The 22,081-nt window shown below is 63.4% G+C and carries 15 protein-coding genes; 7 read left to right on the top strand and 8 right to left on the bottom strand.

Annotated features, from left to right (window positions below):
* Positions 1 to 28: 28 nt before the first annotated feature.
* From VOM14_RS30390 to VOM14_RS30405, 4 genes are read right to left on the bottom strand one after another with little or no spacing between them, the layout of a single operon-like run.
* Complete coding sequence (locus tag VOM14_RS30390; protein WP_327632415.1) at positions 29 to 1,252, bottom strand: lipase family protein; 1,224 nt, start codon at positions 1,250 to 1,252, stop codon at positions 29 to 31.
* 42 nt (positions 1,253 to 1,294) lie between these two features.
* The gene (locus VOM14_RS30395) at positions 1,295 to 2,065 is read right to left on the bottom strand and encodes an enoyl-CoA hydratase/isomerase family protein (protein ID WP_327632416.1); all 771 of its coding nucleotides are present in this window, start codon (positions 2,063 to 2,065) and stop codon (positions 1,295 to 1,297) included.
* Between the two features lie 40 nt (positions 2,066 to 2,105).
* On the bottom strand, positions 2,106 to 4,049 hold the full coding sequence (locus tag VOM14_RS30400) for an enoyl-CoA hydratase-related protein (RefSeq protein ID WP_327632417.1): 1,944 nt from the start codon (positions 4,047 to 4,049) through the stop codon (positions 2,106 to 2,108).
* A gap of 4 nt (positions 4,050 to 4,053) precedes the next feature.
* On the bottom strand, positions 4,054 to 5,259 hold the full coding sequence (locus tag VOM14_RS30405) for an acetyl-CoA C-acetyltransferase (RefSeq protein WP_327632418.1): 1,206 nt from the start codon (positions 5,257 to 5,259) through the stop codon (positions 4,054 to 4,056).
* A 149-nt stretch (positions 5,260 to 5,408) separates the two neighbouring features.
* Here VOM14_RS30405 and VOM14_RS30410 point away from each other — a divergent pair, with 149 nt between their 5' ends.
* From VOM14_RS30410 to VOM14_RS30435, 6 genes are all read left to right on the top strand, one after another.
* Entirely contained in the window at positions 5,409 to 6,104 is a 696-nt protein-coding gene (locus VOM14_RS30410; RefSeq protein WP_327632419.1) for a TetR/AcrR family transcriptional regulator, read from the top strand.
* Between the two features lie 451 nt (positions 6,105 to 6,555).
* The gene (locus VOM14_RS30415; RefSeq protein ID WP_327632420.1) at positions 6,556 to 7,320 is read left to right on the top strand and encodes a glycosyltransferase family 2 protein; all 765 of its coding nucleotides are present in this window, start codon (positions 6,556 to 6,558) and stop codon (positions 7,318 to 7,320) included.
* Positions 7,321 to 7,497: 177 nt separating this feature from the next.
* Entirely contained in the window at positions 7,498 to 7,911 is a 414-nt protein-coding gene (locus tag VOM14_RS30420; protein WP_327632421.1) for a hypothetical protein, read from the top strand.
* An 86-nt stretch (positions 7,912 to 7,997) separates the two neighbouring features.
* Positions 7,998 to 8,900, top strand: coding sequence for a LysR family transcriptional regulator (locus VOM14_RS30425; protein WP_327632422.1), 903 nt, complete (start codon positions 7,998 to 8,000; stop codon positions 8,898 to 8,900).
* A gap of 140 nt (positions 8,901 to 9,040) precedes the next feature.
* Complete coding sequence (locus VOM14_RS30430; RefSeq protein WP_327632423.1) at positions 9,041 to 11,023, top strand: aconitase family protein; 1,983 nt, start codon at positions 9,041 to 9,043, stop codon at positions 11,021 to 11,023.
* A 90-nt stretch (positions 11,024 to 11,113) separates the two neighbouring features.
* The gene (locus VOM14_RS30435; protein WP_327632424.1) at positions 11,114 to 12,556 is read left to right on the top strand and encodes an MFS transporter; all 1,443 of its coding nucleotides are present in this window, start codon (positions 11,114 to 11,116) and stop codon (positions 12,554 to 12,556) included.
* 44 nt (positions 12,557 to 12,600) lie between these two features.
* Here the strand turns inward: VOM14_RS30435 and VOM14_RS30440 are convergent, their stop codons facing one another.
* A complete protein-coding gene (locus tag VOM14_RS30440; protein ID WP_327632425.1) occupies positions 12,601 to 13,506 on the bottom strand; it encodes a LysR family transcriptional regulator in 906 nt (301 codons plus the stop codon).
* Positions 13,507 to 13,625: 119 nt separating this feature from the next.
* On the opposite strand from VOM14_RS30440, the gene VOM14_RS30445 reads away from it, so the two are divergent.
* Positions 13,626 to 17,192 (top strand): indolepyruvate ferredoxin oxidoreductase family protein, encoded by a 3,567-nt coding sequence (locus tag VOM14_RS30445; protein ID WP_327632426.1) that lies wholly within the window; start codon positions 13,626 to 13,628, stop codon positions 17,190 to 17,192.
* A 109-nt stretch (positions 17,193 to 17,301) separates the two neighbouring features.
* Here the strand turns inward: VOM14_RS30445 and VOM14_RS30450 are convergent, their stop codons facing one another.
* The 3 genes from VOM14_RS30450 to VOM14_RS30460 all read right to left on the bottom strand — a co-directional run bounded on the left by VOM14_RS30450 (position 17,302) and on the right by VOM14_RS30460 (position 21,890).
* Positions 17,302 to 19,398 (bottom strand): hypothetical protein, encoded by a 2,097-nt coding sequence (locus VOM14_RS30450; protein ID WP_327632427.1) that lies wholly within the window; start codon positions 19,396 to 19,398, stop codon positions 17,302 to 17,304.
* Complete coding sequence (locus tag VOM14_RS30455; protein WP_327632428.1) at positions 19,392 to 19,940, bottom strand: SIR2 family NAD-dependent protein deacylase; 549 nt, start codon at positions 19,938 to 19,940, stop codon at positions 19,392 to 19,394. The genes VOM14_RS30450 and VOM14_RS30455 overlap by 7 nt, the downstream gene beginning before the upstream one ends.
* A gap of 687 nt (positions 19,941 to 20,627) precedes the next feature.
* Positions 20,628 to 21,890, bottom strand: a complete 1,263-nt coding sequence (locus tag VOM14_RS30460; RefSeq protein WP_327632429.1) for an aromatic ring-hydroxylating oxygenase subunit alpha — start codon at positions 21,888 to 21,890, stop codon at positions 20,628 to 20,630.
* Between the last annotated feature and the right edge of the window lie 191 nt (positions 21,891 to 22,081).

Raw genomic sequence — 22,081 nt, forward strand, 5'->3', positions numbered from 1 at the left:
GCAATGGTGTGCAGGAGCGTGCAGCGGCTCACTTGCAGTCGGATGGCGCAGGAAGGCCTGCGAAGCGGTCTGCCATCCAGTCCAATGCGAACGGCCATCCGTCGCTCAATGCTTCGAGATGATCGGGCGCATTGATCTGGCGCAGCGCGACTTTTGCACCTTTGGCGCACCAGTCGCCAAAGAGCTTGCTCGAGTTCGCATACGGCACGAGCTGATCTGAAGGGCTCGCAAAGAAAAGTGCCGGCATGTCCGGCGCAACGGCGCCCGTCCGGCTCTGCTGGAGACGTGTCCGCCAGTCTTTCCGCTGAAGGATAGGCGCGCCTTCCACGAGCACGGCATCCGTCATGCCGGAGTACGCCGACAGCACATCGAGCAGACATTTTCCCTGCCGGACGTCCGCGACAACAGCCTTGCCATACGGAGTCAGAATATCGTCGAGCCTCAACTCAGGATACGCTGCGTTCGCGCCCACCAGGATGTAAGGGATCACAGCCGACAAAGGTGACACGCCATTGTCGGCATAGGCGAAAGCTTCATCGATTCGAGCGGGACCCGCGCCGGTGGCGACACCCTCGACGCGCAGCTCCGGCGCATAATGTTCATGCAGTTGCGCGGCCCACGCTGCCGCGTGTCCCCCTTGCGAATAGCCCATGATTCCAACCGGCGCACGCGCTGAAATGCCAGCGACGGGCAACGCCCGCGCGGCACGCACCGCATCCAGCACCGCGTGGCCCTCGGCGCGGCCAACCACGTAGGTGTGGTCGCCCGGCGTGCCGAGCCCCTGATAGTCAGTGACCACGACGCTCCAGCCGCGCGCGAGCGTTTCGGGTATCACCCCCAACGACACCTCGTAGTCCGTGCCCATCACGTACTGATACGACGGCGCGCAGACATCCGCAATACCGTGAGTGCCCGGCGCCCAAGCTATGACCGGGCGATCGGCGCTGTGCCCGGACCCCGTCGGCACGAACACGGTGCCGCTGACGACAATCGGCTTGTCACGAGCGTCCGTCGACTGGTAAAGAATCTGCCAGGCGCGCGCCGTGACGCCCGCCGGCTGAATCTCTCGCCAACGGATCAGGCTGCCCTGCCCGCCCTCCTGCAAGTGCTTCGGCGGCTGATAAAACGGATCGCTGCCGGGCGCGACGACGGCCCCGGCCGGCAACGCGATCATCGCCAGACAGGCAACGATCAGCCCTTGAATCAGGCGCTTTGCATGCGTCGAAAGAAGTCCTGCGATCTTGTGTTCCATGGTCGTGTCTCCTTCAGTTCTGATTTACCCTGCTACCACTTCTCAGTGATGGCCCAGCACTCCTGCCGCATGCCGCGCGATGGCGCGCCTGCTTTCCTCGCTACGAAACGTGTCGAGCAGCGCGGGCCAATGCGCGGTCTCTTCGGTGCATACGGTGGCGACATACGGAGCAAGCCATTGCTTCTTGGCGAGCGCGTATGCGTTGGGCGACCTCGCGCCCATCTCGGTTGCTCTCGCAATCGCGCGCTGCAAGACCGTCTGCGCGTCGGCGAAACTTGCATGGAAGCTTCCGTTGCGCAGTCCCTCGGCGGCATCGAATAGCTGGCCGCCGAGCAGCACACGAGGCAGATGCGCGTGCAGCGCGCGCCGTGCTATCTCGACGCCGACCGTGGGAATCGCCGCGCCGAACGCCACTTCGTTCAGCCCATAGCGCGGCCGTCCTTCCCGCACATAACGTTCGTCGCACGCCAACGCGAGCAGATAGCCTCCGGCGATCGCGTGGCCGTTGACCGCCGCGATCGTGAAGCACCGGCACGTCCACAGGTCGAAGAACGCTTGCGCGGTGACTTCGAAGAGACGCCCTATCGAGTCGTCTTCGAGACAGGCGAGCACGGCATTCAGGTCCATGCCGGCGGAGAAGACTTCGCCGGTGCCTTGCACGACCAGCGCGCGCACGCTCGTGTCGGCTTCGGCGTCCCGCACCGCGCTGGACACGTCGCGCATGAGCTCGATAGTCAGCGCGTTGCCTGGCGGCCGGTTGATCGTGAGCAGACGCACGCCGCCCGGAATGTCGTCGGTCAAAAGCATGCTCATGGCACGAGCCTCCTGTTAAGGTTGGAATCGGATCGCCGCTTCAATTGACAGCCTTGCCGGCGGACTGATCGGCAAACCGCGAGCCGCGTGCTGCCATGTCGCGCAGCAACGGTGCCGGCATGAAGCGTTCTCCGTGCTTGTGCGCAAGCGCCTCGGCGCGGGCGACAAACGCGTCTATTCCGTACGTGTTCGCGAATTGCAGTGCACCGCCGTGCTGAGGACAGAAACCCACCGCGAGCACGCTGGCGACATTGGCATCCGCCACCGTGCGGACATGGCCTTCCTTGAGCGCATCCGCCGCCGCCATGACCTGGACGAACAGCAAGCGCTCCGCGATCTCGGTCTCTTCCAGTTGCCCTTCCGATGAACCCGCCGCAGCGCGAAAATCGACATCGCCATGCGTGTTCGCGGACCCGCGGGCTTCGCAACCTCCTTGCGCCGACAGGGTACGCAGAACCTCCTCGAAGCCCCCGGCGATAATCCCGTTCGGATCAGCCTGCGAAGCGGCAATCGTCGAAATAAACGTATCGATGCCCATCTCGTCCAGTAGCGCGAGCGGTCCCATCTTCATGCCGGCCTTGAGTGCGCTCATCTCGATGCGGCTCCACTGTTCGCCCTCGGAAAATAGCCGCAGCGCTTCGGATACGTAATGCATCGCCAGTTCTTTCGCATAGCTGCGGCCGTCGACCACGATCGGCGTCCTGCCGATCTGCCGCGCGAATCCGAGTGCGCGCGCGAGTGCCTGCTGCGACGTATGCGCGGTCCTGACGATTTCCAGAATCGAGCATTTTTGCGCCGGCCACGACAAGCGGATCAGGTTGGGCACGTCGCCGAACCATGCGTTGTCCGACGCGGTTTGCTGACTCGTCACGCATTCCGATATCGCATCGATAACCAGTTGGCATCCCTGAATATCGACCACCCCGGCCTGGCTCATATCGCCGCTTGCCGTGCGCGCCGCGGTATCGACGAATACGACCTCGATGCCGGCATCGGCCGCGATGGACGCGATGCCGGTTCCCGCCTCGCCCGCTCCGATCACGGCGAGCTTATGGACAGGCACCGGTGCGGCGTCGGCAGATGCCGCTTGCTTCTTCAGCGAATTGTGCTGGAACCACAAGGTGTGGAGCATGTTCTTGCTCACCCTCGACGTGACGGCATGGGCGAAGTAGCGGCTCTCCACCTTCAGTGCATTGTCGATATCGAGCAGGCTGCCTTCGTAGACGCAGGAAAAAATGTCGACGATGACGGGATACACGCCATAGGTGTTTGCCTCCACGCCGGCCAGCAAAGCGGCAAGCTGCTGCGCGACCGCGGGATCGCGCGGATCGCCGCCGGGTATGCGCCAGTGGCTTCTGTCCCACGGCTGCGTCGGCTCCTTGCAGGCGCGCACCCACGCTATCGACTTATCCATCAATGCCGCTTCGTCGCTGGCGAGCGTGTCGATCAGGCCGTGCCGGTAGCCGTCTTCCGCGGACATCGTCGTGCCTTCGAGCAGCAACGGCAACGCCCGCACGACGCCCAGCATTCTCGTCAGCCGCTGGGTTCCGCCGCCGCCGGGCAGAAGGCCGAATTTCACCTCCGGCAATCCAACCATCACCTCCTTGCGATGGAGGGCAACCCGGTGATGACACGCCAGCGCCAGCTCGTACCCGCCGCCCAGCGCCGTGCCGTTCATGGCCGCGACCACCGGTTTCTGGCACTTTTCGAGTCTGCGCAGCAGCGCTTTATAACGCTCGGCGATTTGCATGGCTGCCTGCGGCGTCTCGATTCCGTACACCTGCTGAAGATCCGCGCCGACGACAAAGTCGCGCTTGCCGGATGTCAATACCGCGCCCGTCACGTCGGCATCCGTCTCCAGGCGTCCGATCAATTGCTCGATGTCCTCGAGAAGCGCGTCGTTGATCACGTTGACGCGGCTTTCCTGTGCGTCGATCGTGCAGATCAGCACGCCGTGCGGCCCTTGGCTCGTGTGAATATTCATGGGATCAGACTCGCTCAATGATCGTTGCAATGCCCATCCCCGCACCCACGCAGAGCGTGACGAGCGCCGTTGTTTTGCCGCTGTGCTCCAGTTCGTCGAGCGCCGTGCCGAGCAGCATGCAACCGGTCGCGCCAAGCGGATGCCCCATCGCGATCGCGCCGCCGTTGACGTTGACCCGATCGAGTTCTATCCCCAGTTCGCGAGCCGTGCGCATCGGCACCGCCGCGAATGCCTCGTTGACTTCGAACAGGTCGATGTCGCGCACCGTCATTCCCGCCTTGCCGAGCGCCTTTTGACATGCCGCCGTCGTGCCCGTCAGCATGATGGTCGGGTCCGAGCCGATCACGGCCGTGGCGCGTATGCGGGCGCGCGGCGTGAGCCCTTGCGCCACGCCGGCGGCACGATTGCCGATGAGCGCGAGCGCCGCGCCATCCGCGATGCCGGAGGAATTACCCGCATGGTGCACGTGTTCGATCCGCTGCAGATCGGTGTACTTGCGCAACGCCGTGGCGTCGTAGCCCATTCTCCCGAGATTCGCAAACGACGGCGCTAGCGCGCCAAGCTTGTCGAGCGAGGTGTCCGGGCGGATCGTCTCGTCATGTTCGAGCACGAGCGTGCCGTTGATGTCCCGCACCGGCACGAGCGAGCGGCCGAATCGTCCGTGTTGCCGGGCCGCGCCGGCCCGCCTGTGCGATTCGAGCGCGTAAGCGTCCACGTCGCGCCGGCTGAAACCCATCTGGGTTGCCGAGATGTCGGCGCCGAGCCCTTGCGGAATGTACTGGATGGCGTGGTTCACGCGAGGGTCCGCAAACCATGAGCCGGTATCCGAGCCCATCACGCAGCGCGACATGCATTCGATGCCGCCCGCCACGATCAGATCTTCCTGACCGGACATCACCTTGATGGCCGCGAGGTTCACCGACTCCAGCCCGGACGCGCAAAACCGGTTCTGCGTCACGCCCGCAACGCGCTCGTTCCAGCCGGCGTACAACACGGCCGCGCGCGCCAGGTTGCCGCCCTGCTCGCCGATCGGCGTTACGACGCCGAGCACCACGTCGTCGACCTGGCTGGTGTCGAGCGAATGACGTTGCTGCATCGCGTCGAACAGATTCCGCAGAAGCTGCACGGGCGTCATCTGCGCGAGGCTGCCGTCCTTTCTTCCCTTGCCTCTGGGTGTTCGTACCGCGTCGTAGATCAATGCATCAGTCATGGTCATAAGGTCTATGTAGGTGCTGCCCGGATCAATTTCCCGGCGCTTTGTCGATTTACATACCGATTGGTCTGTATGTTATAAGTGGACTATATTTTTCTGTCAACACCTGTGACACTGCTGCGACTTGTTACTGACCGGAGCAACTCATGACTGTTTCGCCCCCTCGTCCGAGTGCCGACAAGCTTCGGCGCACGCAAGCAGCGCGAAGTGAATCCATGCGCCGGCGCTTGCTGGACGCGACCCTTCAAAGCCTGGCCGTCGACGGCTACGCGGGCTCGTCGCTGAATTCGATCGTCAAGCTCGCCGGCGTGTCGCGCGGCGCGCAGACCCATCACTTTCCGAGCAAGCAGGCGCTGATTCTGGAGGCGGCGGACAGCCTGATGCGCCGCGCCTATCGCACGTTCGGCAAATTGGTCCTGTCCATCAGCGACGAGCGGGACCGGCACGCCGCGTTGCTCGACGCGATGTGGAAGCGGCTATTCGACACGCCGCTCTTTCGCGCCTATCTGGAGCTCGTGATCGCGAGCCAGCGCGATCCGGAGTTGGCGGATGCGTTGCGCAAGCTTTTGCGGCGCGCGCGGGACTGGTTCGAGCCGGCTGTTGACCATTATTTCGAAACCGACGAGAAGTCCACCGTGAAGGCGAGCGCCGTGATACTTCAGCAGATCATGCTGCTCACCAGCCTTGTCATGCAGGCGCATCTGCTGCCGGGAGCCGGGCTGTTGAAAGAGCAGTTCCGCACATGGCTCGAACTGAGCGCCGCGCATATCCGGCCGCGCGCGGGCGTGCGCACGGCGCCGCCGAGGCCGCTGGGATGGGATGATCCGATGTCGTTGAAGTAGGCGCGTTGAAGTAGGCGCGTTGAAGCGCCGGGGCGGGTCGCGGGCCATGCCGCGCGTGCGCCGCGAGACGAACGACCGCGCAGCGCCCTATCGTCCTCACGCGCCGCCTGTAGACAGCGCCGCCATTCCACGCGCCGTCGCGAGGATCGAGATACGGCTGACGAAGTATTCGTCTTGCGCGAGAGGCGCGCGGACTTTGAGTGACGACCAGAAGCGGGACTCAGCCGCAATCGGAAATGACGCGCTGCCATGAGTCGAGCGGCGGCGTTTAAAGCCCGGTGTCCGCGAGAGCTTGCGTCAGGGTCTCGCGACCTGGGCCTGATTCACCTGGAAAGATTCGCCTTTTGCGTCCTTTGGAACGCACAGGCCGGAAAGTTGCTACGGCGCTAGACATCCGTTGTTAGATGGCACAGCGCCAGACGGTCTCATCAGACTGCAAGCAGGTTTCCAATTGACTCCACTTTCCGTTTATATCCTCACTCACAACAGCGAACGCCACCTCGATAAAGTGCTCCGCGCCGCGAAGCGGGCCGCAGACGATCTGCTGATTCTCGACAGCGGCAGTAGCGACGCGACGCTCGCCATCGCGGCAAAACACGGTGCAAGAATTGCACACCGGCCCTTCGATAATTTTCGCGCGCAACGCGAGTTCGCCAACAGCCTGTGCTTACATAAAACGGTGATGTTTCTCGATAGCGACGAGATCGCCAGCGACGCGCTGATCGACGAAATCGCCGCGCTGAAAAGGAGCGGCTTCACACACGACGCGTATGCGGTCCGGCGCGAATGGGTGGTGATGGGCAAGGTCGTGCATGCGCTCATGCCGGTCTCGTGTCCCGATTATCCGATCCGTATCTATCGACGGGACAATCTGCGCTACACCGGCCATTCCGTTCATGAAACGCTGATGGGGCATGTGAGCGGCGGGCGGATCGAAGCGCCGCTGGTGCATCACACGTTCGAAACAAAACGGGAACTGATGCGAAAGCTCGACCTGTACACGGATCTTGCGGCTGCCGATCTGCGGCATAGAACAGACTCTGCCGCCGTGCTGTGGCTCAAGGGATGGTTCAGTCCATTGGGCGCATTTGTGAAATGGTATTTCCGCAAGGGCAATATCCGCGATGGCCGCGTCGGCCTGCTGCTGGCCTTCTATGCGTCCGCCTATACGCGCCGGAAGTACCGCAAGGCACGTGTGCTGAACTATCGTGGTTAACAGAGAAAATAACAGAGAAAGCGCCTAACAAAAGGACGCCGTTCTTCGTCTATGAAGAGAACGTGCGCCCTCTCGCCGCGAGTCGAACGAAAGAGACCAGGTCGGGACCGAAGGCTATCGGTGTGATAAGCACGTCGCTGCGTAGCACTGGTATCAGGAAGCCGACTGGAGGTTGATATGAACCTGTCGATCAAGACGGATTTCGACGTTCCCAACAGTCTGGGCAAGGCACTCGCCGGCCTCGCATTGACGCTCGCCGTGTCCGGCGCCGGCGCCGCATCGAACTGCCCCAACGTGATCACCACGCCCGCAGGCAGCGCGTTCGATCTGGCCTCGCTCATTTCGGACAATGGCTCGCCCCAAGCGGCACTGACCCGATTGCGCTCGTCGTTGACGAGACTGGATGACGGCGCGCGCTGCAAGATGCTGCGGGACGTCCATGCGTGCGACGAAACGGTCGAACTCGCGAAGCGGGCGGTGGTGGCGCTCGAAGCCTGCTCGGCCCGCACGCCGCGAGAAAAGCGCGCGCAAGGCGTCGACGCGAGAAAGAGCGAGGTCCAAACCGAAATTCAGCCGAATCCGCGCGACTAGCGCGGTACGGTTGCGCGGTACGGCCCGCTCGCGGACACGCGTGCACGACGATAGAATCCCCGCACCATCCGGGAGAATCTGGCGGCATGCGAATCGATCCGTACAGCCTCGAGCTGTTTATTTCCGTCGTGCAGGAAGGCTCCATCGCGCGAGCCGCCGCGCGCAACCACATCGCCGCTTCGGCATTGAGCCGGCGCATCGCCGACCTCGAATCGGCCATGGGACTTGCGTTGCTGATTCGCTCGCCGTCGGGCGTCGAGTTGACCGAGGCCGGGCGTCATGCGTTTTCGCGCGCGGTGTCGGTGCACGACCAGTTGCAATCGTTCGCGCGCGAAGTGCAGTCGCTGAGCGGCGAGGTGGCCGGCTTCGTGCGGCTGTATGCGAACGCGTCGGCGATCGTCGGCTTTCTGCCCGAGCGGCTCAAGGCGTTTCAGGCGCACTACCCGCTCGTGCGGATCGTGCTCACCGAGCAGATCAGCGACGAGGTCATCCGCGCGTGCATGGAAGATCGCGCCGACGTCGGCATCTCGGCGGGCAGCAAGACGCCGGGCGGCCTCGACTCGTGGCACTTCGCCGACGACCCGCTGATGGTCGTGCTGCCCCGCGATCACGAACTGGCCGCCGTCGAAGCGCCGACCTTCAGCAATGTGATCCGCTTTCCGCTGGTTGCGCTTCAGGCGGGCGGCTCGCTCGACCAGATCATCAAGGAGCGCGCCGACGCGGCGCGCACGCCGCTCAAGCTCTCCGTCACGGTCAACAGTTTCGATGCGCAGTGCCGGATGGTCGAAGCCGGGCTCGGCATTGGCATCGTGCCGACCAGCGCGGCGTCGGCCTTTGCCGGTTCGCATGCGTTCGTGCGCCGTCCACTCGACGAAACCTGGGCGGCCGGCCGCACGCTGCGGGTTCACGCGTTGAGAAAATCGTCGCGGCTGAAGGCGGTTCAGGCCTTGATCGATGCGTTGACCCAGCCTGTGGATACGCTCAATTAGTCGGTTTCATCGGGTGAACGAGGGTTAACGGGGTGAGCGGGGGTTAACGAGGGGCATCGCGATTCGCGATGCCCCTGTTGCCGATCCAGCACTTCGCAGCGCTCGCGCCGCCGTCTAGATTCGGGTTCAAGGAGAATCAGATGGCGAAACTGGACTTGACCGGCCGGATGCTGTTCCTTTGCACCGACCCCGAACAGATCGCGCAACAGCTCGACGGCACCGATCTGAGCGCCGCAGCGGCAGGAACCTTGAGAGACGACGTGTCGACGGACGAGATCACGCCGATGAGCGTGCTGACCCGCTTCGACGAGCGCCTCGGCCGCGTCCCGTATCTGGGCTTTCGCACGGGCGGCAAGAATCCCATCGGCATCGACGCAATCCGCAACGGCGGCTTTTGCGTCACGGTGGCGGGCAACCGGTACGGCAAAGGCTCGTCGCGCGAACACAGCCCGCTCGCCGAATATCGCGCGGGCATCCGGCTCGTGATCGCGAAGAGCTTCGAGCGCATCTATCGACAGAACGCAGACAACCTCGGCCTCTTCACCTCGACGGATTTCGGGCTCATCGAACGCATCCGGCGCGGCGAGCCGATCGACGTGGAAGAACTCGTCGCCTCGCGCGACAGCCTCGCCGCCGCGATCCTGCGAAGCGGCGGCCTGCTGCGTTACGGCGCGCGGAACATGCGCGAGATCGGGGTGGCGAATCGCGACGCCGACGCCGACGCCGACGCCGACGTCAATAACAAACCGCGCACGCTGGCGCAAAAAATACTCGAACGCCATGCCTTGTCCACGCAAGGAACCGATGCATCGCTCGCCCCCGGCAGCGGCGCGTTCGTTCGCGCCGACTGGCGCTTCATCCACGAGTACTACACGGGCATGACGACGCATATGCTGCACGCCACCTTCGGCAAGCCGCTCACGCTGCGCGAGCCCGACACGATTCTCGCGTTCGAAGATCATCTGTCGTATTCGCACAAGAGCGAGCTGCATGTGCGCAACGGCCTGCTGCCCGACGTGCGCGAGCTGTCGGCGGCGCACCGGCAGTTCGCGCACGACTACGCGATCGCGAATCACGGCTACCTGAGCGAAATCGACAGTCGCTTCACCGAAGGCTCCGAAGGCATCTCTCACGCGATGATGGCCGAGCGCTACGCGCTGCCGGGCCAGTTGATCGTGGGCACGGATTCGCACACGCCGCACAGCGGCGCGCTGGGCTGCCTCGCGTTCGGCGTGGGCACGACCGACATGGCGAATGCGTTCGTCACCGGCGCGGTGCGGATGACCGTTCCCGAATCGCTGCGCGTCAACTTCAATGGCCGGCTCGCGCCCGGCGTCACGGCGAAGGATCTCGTGCTGCATCTTCTCGCTGAGCCGAGAATCCGCGCGGGCGCGGGCGTCGGCAAAGTGTTCGAGTTCGCCGGCGAGGCGCTCGCCGAATTGACGACCGACGCGCGCACGACGCTCACGAACATGACAGCCGAACTCGGCGGATTTTCCGGCATCGTCGCGCCCGACGCGGAAACCGTGCGGTTCCTGAAGCAACGCCGGAACATCGACTTCGTGATCGAAGCGTGGATGCGCAGCGACGCGGGTGCGCCCTACGCCGACGTCATCGAGATCGACTGCGCGCGCATCACGCCGATGCTCGCCGCGCCCGGCGATCCCGGCAACGGCATGGCGCTCAGCGATCTCGCGGAACGTCCGCACGTGGACATTGCGTACGGCGGCTCCTGCACGGCGGGTAAGCGCGAGGACTTCGATCACTATCACGAGGTGCTGGCATGGGCGGCCGCGCGCGGCCTGCGCGTGCCGCCCGGCGTGAAGCTCTACCTTCAGTTCGGCACCTCCGACGTGCGCGACTACTGCGTCGAACGCGGCTATATCGAGGCGTTCGAACAGGTCGGCGCGATTCTGCTGCAACCCTCGTGCGGCGCCTGCGCCAATTGCGGTCCGGGCTCATCGACCGAAGCGAGTCAGGTCACGATCAGCGCGATCAACCGCAATTTTTCCGGCCGCTCGGGACCGGGCCAGGTGTGGCTCGCGAGCCCGCCGACCGTGGCGGCAAGCGCGCTGTCGGGCAAAATCGCGTCTTTCGCCGAGTTGCAGCACGAATACCTGTGACGATTGCGATTGGATGGCGATTGCCGCGACACCGCTGCGCGAGCAGTGACTTATTCAAAAAGACTCAGAAAGACAATACAGGAGACAGACATGGCGATTCTGGAGGGCGCGTCACCGCTACGCGTCGGTGACGATGCAACACAAGCCGAAGCCGCCGCGGTCGCCGGCACCGGCGCGATTTCCGCGCGCCTCGACCGGCTTCCCGCAACGCGTGCGGTCTGGAAGCTGATCCTGCTGCTGAGCCTCGGGTTCTTCTTCGAACTCTACGACCTTCTCTTTACCGGCTACATCGCGCCGGGCCTCGTGAAAGGCGGCATTCTCACGCCGACCACCTCCGGCCTGTTCGGCACGTCGGGCGTCGCGAGCTTCGTGGCCGCCCTCTTCGGCGGCCTGTTTGTCGGCACCATCGCATGCGGTTTTCTCGCCGACCGCTTCGGCCGCCGCGCCATCTTCACCTGGTCCTTGCTGTGGTACGTCGCGGCGAACACGGTGATGGCCTTTCAGGACACGGCGCACGGCCTGAATGTGTGGCGCTTCGTTTCGGGCATGGGCATCGGCGTCGAGCTGATCACCATCGGCACCTATATGTCCGAACTCGCGCCGAAGCATCTGCGCGGGCGAGCCTTCGCGATCTGTCAGGCGATTGGTTTTTCGGCCGTGCCCGTGGTCGCGTTTCTCTCGTATCTGCTCGTGCCGAGCATGCCTTTCGGACTGGACGGCTGGCGCTGGGTCGTGCTGCTCGGCGGCGTGAGCGCGCTCTTTGTCTGGTACTTCCGGCGTAATCTTCCGGAGAGTCCGCGCTGGCTGGCAAGCAAAGGCCGCATGCGCGAAGCCGACGAAGTGCTCTCGCGTCTCGAACAAACCGTCGCGCAACAGCATGGCAAGCCGCTGCCCGCGCCCGGACCCGCCGATCCCGTGCCGCGCAAGGCCAGCTTCGCCGACATGTGGAAGCCGCCGTATCGCCAGCGCACGCTGATGCTGATCGTCTTTCACATCTTCCAGACTGTCGGCTTTTACGGCTTCGCGAACTGGGTTCCCACGCTGCTCGTCAAGCAAGGCATCACGGTGACGCACAGCCTGCTGTACACCACGGTGATCGGCCTCGCGGCGCCGCTCGGCCCGCTGCTCGGCTACTGGATCGCCGACCGCTTCGAACGCAAGCACGTGATCGTTTTCATGGCCGCGGTGAATATCGTGAGCGGGCTGCTGTTCAGCCAGGCGTCGGCGGCAGTCGCGATCGTGACGCTCGGCGTGCTGCTGACGCTGGCCGGCAACATCATCTCGTTCACCTATCACACGTACCAGCAGGAGCTTTACCCGACAGCGATCCGCGCGCGCGCCGTGGGCTTCGTCTATTCGTGGAGCCGGCTGTCGGCGGTGTTCAGTTCGTTCGTCATTGCGTTCACGCTCAGAGAATTCGGCGTGACCGGCGTGTTCGTTTTCATCGCGGGCGCGATGACGCTGGTGATTGTCGTCATCGGCTCGATGGGTCCGCGCACGCTCGGCAAGTCGCTGGAGAGCATTTCGCACTGAAGGTTCGTGGTGCGCGGGCGCGTGGCGGCGCCCGCGCGGCGCCTTCACGTTCCGCACGCGTGAATCAGGAACTGCTGCAACGCGGTGGCCGGTCCGCTGAGCTGCGCGCCCTTGCGCCACAGCATGCCCGCATCCATGTGGGGGATGGCGTCGAGTATCGGCCGCGCCTCGATCCGTTTGCCTTCGAGCGACCACGGCCGAAACACCATGTCCGACAGCACCGTCACGCCGAAACCGTGCGCGACGAGCCCACGCAGCGCTTCCATCGAACTCGTGCGAAACGCGACGTTCGGCTCCAGTCCCTTCTTGTTCCAGTATCGCAGCGCCGACTGCTCGCCCTCGTCGACGGTGATGAGAATGTACGGATGCGCCGCGATGTCCTTCAGCGACGGCGCCTCCAGTTGCGCGAGCGGATGCGACGGCGCGACCCACAATTGCCGCCGCGAGCGCATCAGCACCTGACGCCCGAAGCGGCTGGGTTTCTCGACATTCGACAGCAGCACGACGCCGATTTCGATCTCCCCGTCCAGCACCGCCCGCTCGATATCCGCGCGCTCCATGTCGCGCAGGTCGAATTCGATTTGCGGATAGGTCGCACGAAAACGCGCCAGCAGCTCCGGCAGAAAATAGCCCAACACCGTATAGGACGCCGCGATCCGCACGGTGCCGCGCATGTCGTGTGAACGGAACGGCGGCTTGTGCACGGCGTCGCGCGCGGCATCCAGCACGCGGCGCGCGTGGTTGTAGAAGTCGTGGCCGTCCGGCGTGAGCGCGACGCCTTGCGGCAGACGTTCGAACAGGCGCGTGCCGAGGCCGCTTTCGAGCGCCAGCACCGCGTTCGTGATCGCCGATTGCGACACGTGCTCCTGTAGCGCCGCCATCGAAAACTGGCCGGTTTGCGCGGCCGCCACGAAGTAGCGCAACTGGCGGAAGGTGAGATCGAAAGCCATCTGTTTTTCGAATACCCGGATTGTCTATTTGTGATTTTACGATGGCAAAACGGCTTCCTATACTCGGCGGGAAAAATACTTCCCCAGAAAAAATACTTCCCCACGGAGACAGTCCCGCCATGAATGCACCCGAACGCGCCACGCCGCTCGCCCCGTCCGTTTCGCTCGACGACAAATACACGCTGGAGCGAGGCCGCGTCTATATCAGCGGCACGCAGGCGCTGGTGCGTCTGCCGATGCTGCAAAAAGCGCGCGATCTGAAGGCGGGGCTGAATACCGCGGGCTTCATCTCCGGTTATCGCGGCTCGCCGCTCGGCGCGCTGGATCAATCGTTGTGGAAAGCCAAAAAGCATTTGCAGGCAAACGATGTGATCTTTCAGCCCGGCGTGAACGAAGACCTCGCCGCTACTGCCGTGTGGGGCTCGCAACAGATCAACCTGTGGCCCGGCGCGACGCGCGACGGCGTGTTCGGCATGTGGTACGGCAAGGGGCCTGGCGTCGATCGTACCGGCGACGTCTTCAAGCACGCGAACTCGGCGGGCAGCGACGCGCGCGGCGGCGTGCTCGTGCTGGCGGGCGACGATCACGCGGCCAAATCGTCGTCGGTCGCGCATCAGTCGGAACATGCGTTCATCGCGGCGGGCATTCCCGTGCTGTATCCCGCGAACGTGCAGGAATATCTGGACTACGGCCTGCACGGCTGGGCGATGAGCCGCTACTCGGGCGTGTGGGTCGCGATGAAGTGCGTGACGGATGTGATCGAATCGACGGCCTCGATCGATCTCGATCCCGATCGCGTCGAGATCGTCACGCCCACCGACTACGCGATGCCCGAAGGCGGCCTCAATATCCGCTGGCCCGATTCGCCGCTCGCCCAGGAAGCGCGCCTTCTCGACGAGAAGTGGTATGCGGCGCTCGCCTATGTCCGCGCGAACAAGCTGAACCGGATCGTCATCGACTCGCCGACGCCGCGCTTCGGCATCATCACCGCGGGCAAGGCTTATCTCGACGTGCGTCAGGCGTTAAGCGACCTCGGTCTCGACGACGACACCTGCGCGCGAATCGGCTTGCGCCTGCTGAAAGTGGGCTGCGTGTGGCCGCTCGACGCACAGGACGCGCGCGCGTTCGCAACGGGACTCGAAGAGATTCTGGTTGTGGAAGAGAAGCGCCAGATTCTCGAATACGCGCTGAAAGAGGAACTGTACAACTGGCGCGAGGACGTGCGCCCGACCATTTACGGCAAGTTCGACGAGCGCGACAACAAGGGCGGCGAATGGTCCGTGCCGCGCGGCGACTGGCTGTTGCCGGCCCATTACGAGCTGTCGCCCGCGCTGATTGCGAAGGCGATTGCGCGGCGCCTTGCGCGCGCCGATTTGCCCGAGGACGTGCGCGCCCGGATGCTCGCGCGCGTGGCGATCATCGAAGCCAAGGAACGCGAGGCCGCGAAGCCGCAGGGGTCGGTCGAGCGCAAGCCGTGGTTCTGTTCGGGCTGTCCGCACAACACGTCCACCAACGTGCCCGACGGTTCGCGTGCGCTGGCGGGCATCGGCTGCCATTACATGTCGATGTGGATGGACCGCAAAACCGAGACCTTCAGCCAGATGGGCGGCGAAGGCGTCGCGTGGCTCGGCCAGATGCATTTTTCCGGCGACAAGCACGTCTTCGTCAATCTGGGCGACGGCACGTACTTTCACTCGGGACTGCTCGCCATTCGCGCCGCGATCGCCGCGAATGCGAACGTGACGTACAAGATTCTCTATAACGACGCGGTCGCGATGACCGGCGGCCAGCCTGTGGACGGCGTGCTGAGCGTGCCGCAGATCGCGCATCAGGTGCATGCCGAGGGCGCGAAGCGCATCGTGATCGTGACCGATGAACCCGCGAAATATCATGCCGGCATCGTGTTGCCGACGGGCGTCGATGTGCACCACCGCGACCAGCTCGACTCGATTCAACGCACGCTGCGCGACATGGCCGGCACCACCGTGCTGATCTACGATCAGACCTGCGCGACCGAAAAGCGCCGCCGCCGCAAACGCGGCACGTATCCCGATCCGGCGCGCCGCGCTTTTATCAACGATGCCGTGTGCGAAGCATGCGGCGACTGTTCGGTGCAGTCCAACTGCCTCTCGGTCGAGCCCATGCAAACGCCGCTCGGCACGAAGCGAAAGATCAATCAGTCGTCGTGCAACAAGGACTTTTCGTGCGTGAAGGGCTTTTGCCCGAGCTTCGTGACCGCCGAGGGCGCGCAGCTTCGCAAGCCTCAGGCCGCGCGCGTCGCGGGCGCCGGCAAGCCCGCTTTCGACGACTTGCCGCTGCCCTCGCTGCCCGCGCTCGCGCGGCCGTACGGCATTATCGTGACGGGCGTCGGCGGCACGGGCGTCGTCACGATCGGCGGATTGATCGGGATGGCGGCGCACCTCGAAGGCAAAGGCGTCACCGTGTTGGATATGGCCGGTCTCGCGCAGAAAGGCGGCGCCGTGCTGAGTCACGTGCAGATCGCCGCGTCACCCGAGGCATTGCACGCCACGCGCATCGCGACAGGCGAAGCGCGCCTCGTGATCGGTTGCGATGCGATCGTGTCGGCCTCCAACGACGTGCTGTCGCGCACGCAGCATGGCGTGAGCCGCGCCGCGATCAACAGCGGCGCGACGCCGACCGCCGACTTCGTGAAGAACCCTCAGTGGACGTTCCCGGCCTCGCAGACCGAAGCGCAATTGCGCGAGAGCATCGGCGACGGATGCGCGTTCATCGACGCCAATGCGCTCGCCCTGTCGCTGCTCGGCGACACGATTTATAGCAACCCGCTGCTGCTCGGCTTTGCATGGCAAAAAGGCTGGCTGCCGCTGGCGCTGTCGAGCCTTCGACAAGCGATCGAGATCAATGGCGTGGCGGTCGAAAAGAATCAGCAGGCGTTCGACTGGGGACGTTATGTCGCACGTCACGGTTCGCAAGCCGTCGATGCATTGCTCAATCGGCCCGCTGCGCAGCAGGCCATCGTGATGCATATGCCTGAGTCGCTCGACACGCTGATCGCAACGCGCGAGGCGCTGCTAAGCGCCTACCAGAACGCCGCGTACGCGCAAACCTATCGCGGCGTGGTCGAGCGCATTCGCGCGAAGGAACAGCAGCTCGGACGCGATTCCAAGTTGCCGCTCACCCGCGCGGTGGCGGCCAATCTCGCCAAACTGATGGCCTACAAGGACGAATACGAAGTGGCGCGGCTCTATGCGGACCCGGCGTATCTCGACAAGCTGCGTGCGCAGTTCGACGGCGAACCGGGACGCGACTACGCGCTGAACTTCTACCTCGCGCCGCCTTTGCTCGCGAAGCGCGACGCCAATGGTCATCTGGTGAAGAAGCGTTTCGGTCCGTGGATGCTGCCCGTGTTTCGCGCGGTCGCCAGACTGAAAGGCCTGCGCGGCACGCCGTTCGACATCTTCGGCAAGACCGGCGAGCGGCGCGCTGAGCGCCGGTTGATTACGGAATACGTCGCACTCGTCGATGAATTCTGCGCGACGCTGGATCGCGAACGCGTGCCCGCGGCGTTGAAGCTCGCCACGCTGCCGGACCGGATTCGCGGCTTCGGGCATGTGAAGGAACGCAATATGGCGGCGGTGGCAAAGGAGAAGGAGCGCTTGCTGGAGAGTTATCGGGTGCGTGAGACGATGGCTGCCATTGCATGATGCGGGTTCCGTCAGCCGATACCGTGATTGTGATCCGGCGGTATCGGCAGGAGCTGGGAGGATGCAGCCTTCCCGCGCCTTCTTCCCGCGCCCGCTTCACGCGCCTTCTTCACGCGCCTTCTTCCCGCAACTGTTTATCCATCTGCTCCAGTGCGCTCAGATAGGGCGAATTGCTGCGCACCAGCCACACCCGCGCGCGCTCGACGGTTCGGCGCGCCGCGGCGAGATCGTCCGTCATCGTGTAGAGGGAGGTGAGCTGCAATGCCGTCCGGCCCAACACCTCCGGCGTCGTCTCACGCAGTTCGAGTGCTTCCTCGATCCGCTGGCTCACGGCATGAACAGCGTCGTCGCTGTAGTTGCCCGTTTTTTGATAGTGTCGCAGCAGCACGCTTGCGTAGGCGGTGAGCGCGTCCAGCTTGACCGTTGCAATGGGGCACGGATCGGCGAATGCGAGCAGCGTATCGGGATCAGCGCCGTGCTCGACGCGCAACCGTTCGACTACGAGACGCGCGAACCATGCCATGCCGCTTTGCCCGGCGGCTTCGTAGAGCGCGCCCGACTGCTCGTAATGGCGCTGCGAAGCGGCTGGGTCGGTCTTCGCCAGCGCATTGCCCGCCTCGCCATGCAAAGTCGCCTGGTCGATCGGATTGGTTGCCTTCGCGAGCGCCGCGAGAAGCGTCTGCTTTGCCGCTTCTCCTGTCTGCTGTCGCGCCTTCTCGATAGCCTCCACCGCCGGCGGGCTGACGCGCGGCTCTTCGTGCGCGGCGGCAGCATGCACCTCGCCGAGCACCTGACCGATTTCCTCGAGTTCCTGAAGCATCTGCGCACGAGCGGGATGATCCACGCCATTGAGCGCTTCGAGCGCATACGGCAGCATTTTCTCCACCTCGGCAAGCCGGTCAGTGTTCAAAGCCGCCTTGATGAGGAGCACGCGAGCCTTGGCGACTTCCCATGAACGCGTTCTGGCGCCCGCGAGCGCGAGGCAACGTTCGCCCGTTCGGTAAGCCTCTTCGGCATGATTGCCGCGCAACTCGAATTCCATCAGGTTTGACAGCGTCATGATCTGACCTTCGACATCGCGCGCGGCCTCGCGCAATTGAAATGCGTGTCGCGCCGCGCTCGCCGCTTCGTCCCACGTGCCCTCGGACGCGTGTATTTCAGCGAGGTTGTTCCAGCAGCGCGATTCTCCGGTCTTGTCGTTCGCCTGCCGGTACATGTCACGAGCGGTCTGATTGAGATGCAGCGCCTCATCGCGTTGTCCGTTTTCGTAGGCGGCCATGGCGCGCGTGGCCATTTGTGGCGCCGTTTCCATTGCCCCTTCTTTCGGCTGATGCGATTTCATTTGTTCACTCCATGACGAAGGCCCTCGTTCGCGCTTGCGCAACCCTGTATCCTGGACCGGGTCCGCCGTGCGTATGGCCTCCATAAGCGCGACGAGCCTCGCTCGCGCGTCCTTCATATTCGAGCGATCCGTCAGTTCCAATTGCGCGCTCAAAAGAGCGACCGCCTCTTCGTTGCGCTGCGCCTGACAGAGCAGACGCGCCTGATTCACCGTCGAGGTCAAATAATTGTCCCAGTCACCGAAGCGGCGCTGTCCCGCCCTCGCGGCCTCGAACAGACCGATTGCGCGTTCCGTCTGGTCATCGCTCTGTCCGACTATGCGCGCGAGGTTGGAGCGCAGCATATGCACGCCGACACTGTCCGTTTCACCCTGTCTTTCGAGTTCGCCGAGCGTGTGCTCATACGCCTCCATGGCGTCGCTGTTGCGCCCGGCGTATTCCAGCGCGATCCCGAGATAGTTCGCGCCCGCGATTTCATGTTCGACGTCTGCTCGACGCGACGCCCGGTCGCGCAGCGCCGTCGCGAGATCGGCAAGCCGTTCGACCGCTCCTTTGTGGTGGCAGAGCTTGCACAGCGCGTCAAGCAACGTCACCACGCTGGCGTCGTCCTGTTCGTATTCGGCCAGCGCGAGCAGATTCCGCAAACGCGCCTCGTCGTCGGCATCGGGAAAATCCCTACCGAAGAAGACCGGCGCAAAATCTTCCGTGGATGTCGCGATGGATTGACAGGCCGCGCGCATCGAGACGAGCGCCTCGGCTTCGCGCGCCGGCAGGTCACATGCATTGATCGATTCCGGAAAGACCTTGGCAAGCAACTCCAGCACGGGTGGTCTGAACGTTGCCTGATGCCCGAGCAATCTCAGCATGAGCCGTCCGGTGGGATTTTGTGAAGCCGTACCGCCGCCCGGCTTCTGGCGCTGAAAACGCCATAGTCTTCGCTGCGCACCAGTACTTCGAGCGGCTCATTGGCTTCGCGAAACGCGCGCTCGGTCAGTGAGTCGAAGTTCAGCGTGACGATGTCATGAATGCGCCTGCTGGCCGCGAGCCACGCAAGCGCGCGGTGATTCGCGTTGGGCCGCGAACTCTCCAGCACCTTCAGCAACGGAAAATAACCGTCGCCCGCGAAGCTCCGTACGACGAGGTCGGAGAAGGCAACGACTGGAATACCCTGTTCGAACGACAGTGTGTCCAGCAGTCCCTGCTCGTCATTCGGCAATAAGGTGCGAGCCTGCTGCTTCATCGATTCGAGCAGCGTCTGGTTGAACCCCCACCAGCTGGGCAAATTGGAGGGTTGCAGCACGGAAATACCCGCGCCCGCCACCACCACGACTTTGCCTGCCTGCAGCGCGTCGAGTAACGCTTGAGGCGCAGGTCCGGAATCACTCACTGCGACAGACGGTGAATTCACGCGAATCTCCCAAAGCAATCAGTGCAGCGCGCGTTCCCGCGATTCAATGCGCTGCAGGAGGCGCTTTCAGCTTCGCAGTTTTCCAATAGCCGATGAAAAAAACAATCGTCGGAAATGCGAGCAAAAGATCGACAACGGCAATCAGATAGTTCTTGCTGAGAATGTCGGCGTGGATACGGGCGCCGAGAAACGTACCCAGCAAAAGGCGCCTTGTTTTCTTTATAAAAAGTGCTTTCGCGCGAAAACGCGGTCGGCCATTTCGCGATGAGCGGCTCGGAACGCAGATTTTTCCAAACCTTCGAGATACAGGTAGCAGCGGTGAATAAATGCAGTCCGGTGATACAGAATCACCATCAGATGTCTCGAATCAGATTAGGCGATTCAGATCGATTTCGCCATCGCGGGTATGCCCCCGCGACCGCCACAGCACAGCCATTTTGCGCCCGCCTCTCGGGCCGCATTGCTTTTGTCGTGTGACGCAGCGCGTTTCGTGGCACCGCGTCATAGCGAAGCGTGATGAAAATAAAAAAAGGCCTGGAAATTGCCAGGCCTTTTTTCTTATTGGGCTTTCACCGCTACAGCCACTGCACATCCGCGCGTTCCCAGGTCGAGGCGGAACAGATGCGATCGAGCCAGTCAGCACGCTGATCGACGATGCCCGGTTCGACGGCGCCGTTCATCTCGCCCTCACACGCCATGTGCTTTCAGACGCGCGTCGTACCAGCGCGAGAACTCGTCCAGCGGTGCTTCGGTGAATTGCGAAAACGGTCCAGGGCGATAGGCCGGGTCCTGCGTGCCGCTATGCGTATTGGCGACCAGCTCCGCATCCTGCCTGGTCGTCGCGACCCAGACTTCGGTCAGCTTTTGCAGGTCGTAATCGACACCTTCGACCGCATCTTCATGAACGAGCCAGACGGTGCGCACGAGCGTTTTGTCGGGCGCAAGCGGGAGGATGTAGGCGATCACCGCATGGTCGCTCATGACGTGCGTCCAGGAATGATGACCCCACATGTGCATGTCGCCGAGGTCGCGCCGCTGCAAGTCGCCGAATAGCTTAGTACTGGCCACTTTCGTATCGAGTGTCTGCGATTCGTTGGCGCCCGAGATCACGAGCCGTTGCGTGCGGAAGTTCGTCTGCACGCTTTCGTCCAGCCATTCGAAGCGTTCGCAAACCCAGCCATCCTGTTCCCACGCGGCTTGTGTCTCGGTATTACGCTTGACGTACTCGTCGTAGGCGTTCAGCGAGTCCTCGCTCTGACCATCCGGGCAGTAGCCGAAGTCTTCCGCCAGAAACGAATTGACGAGTTCCGGATGCGTGGCCGCGCAGTGGTAGCACTCGCGATTGTTCTCCATCACGAGCTTCCAGTTGCCGTTCTCGACGATCTCCATCTCGTGCGCGACCTTCGTGCGGGTCAGGTCGTACGGCGCGAAGCGCGGCGCCATGACCGCTTCCAGCTTCGAGAAGTCTTCCGGCGGTTCGTCGGCGAGGCAAATGAAAATATGCGCACCGACGGTTTTCAGATGCACGGGAATCAGGCTATGGCAACCGGGATCGAAATCCTTGCCCATGTGCTGCGTATGACGCAGGCTGCCGTCGAGATCGTAGGTCCACTGATGATACGGACACACCAGCATGCCGACCGTCGCCTTGCCCGGCTGCTTCATGATGCGCGAGCCGCGATGGCGGCACACGTTGCGATACGCGCGAATGTTTTCGTCGTCGTCGCGCAAGATGATGACCGACGCCTTGCCGATGTCGACCGTATGGACATCGCCCGGCTCCGGCACATCCGCCGTGACGCCGACGAGAATCCAGAGCTTGTGAAAGAACACTTCGACGTCGGTCTCGAACACGTCCTGGCGGCCGAAAAGTTCGCCGGGCATGCCGCGGCCTGCGCCGCGGCTATCGAGCACTTCGCGATGAGTTCTAATGGGAATGACGGTCGACATGATGGCCTCTGGATGGGTGTGCGCCTTCGCGCTGTCCTGACTATGACGGCGAGTATTGGATCGCCAAATTGCAGCGTCAATGCGCTTTATTTGCCGCCTCACATTCCTTTATGTCATGCGAGAATCGGAGGCGGGAAAGCGCCTTTCACACTGCATTGCACATCGCCTTGCACACCGCGCCGGCGGCGCGC

Origin of the sequence: Paraburkholderia sp. MPAMCS5 (assembly GCF_036016995.1) — a bacterium.
Taxonomy (GTDB): Bacteria; Pseudomonadota; Gammaproteobacteria; order Burkholderiales; family Burkholderiaceae; genus Paraburkholderia.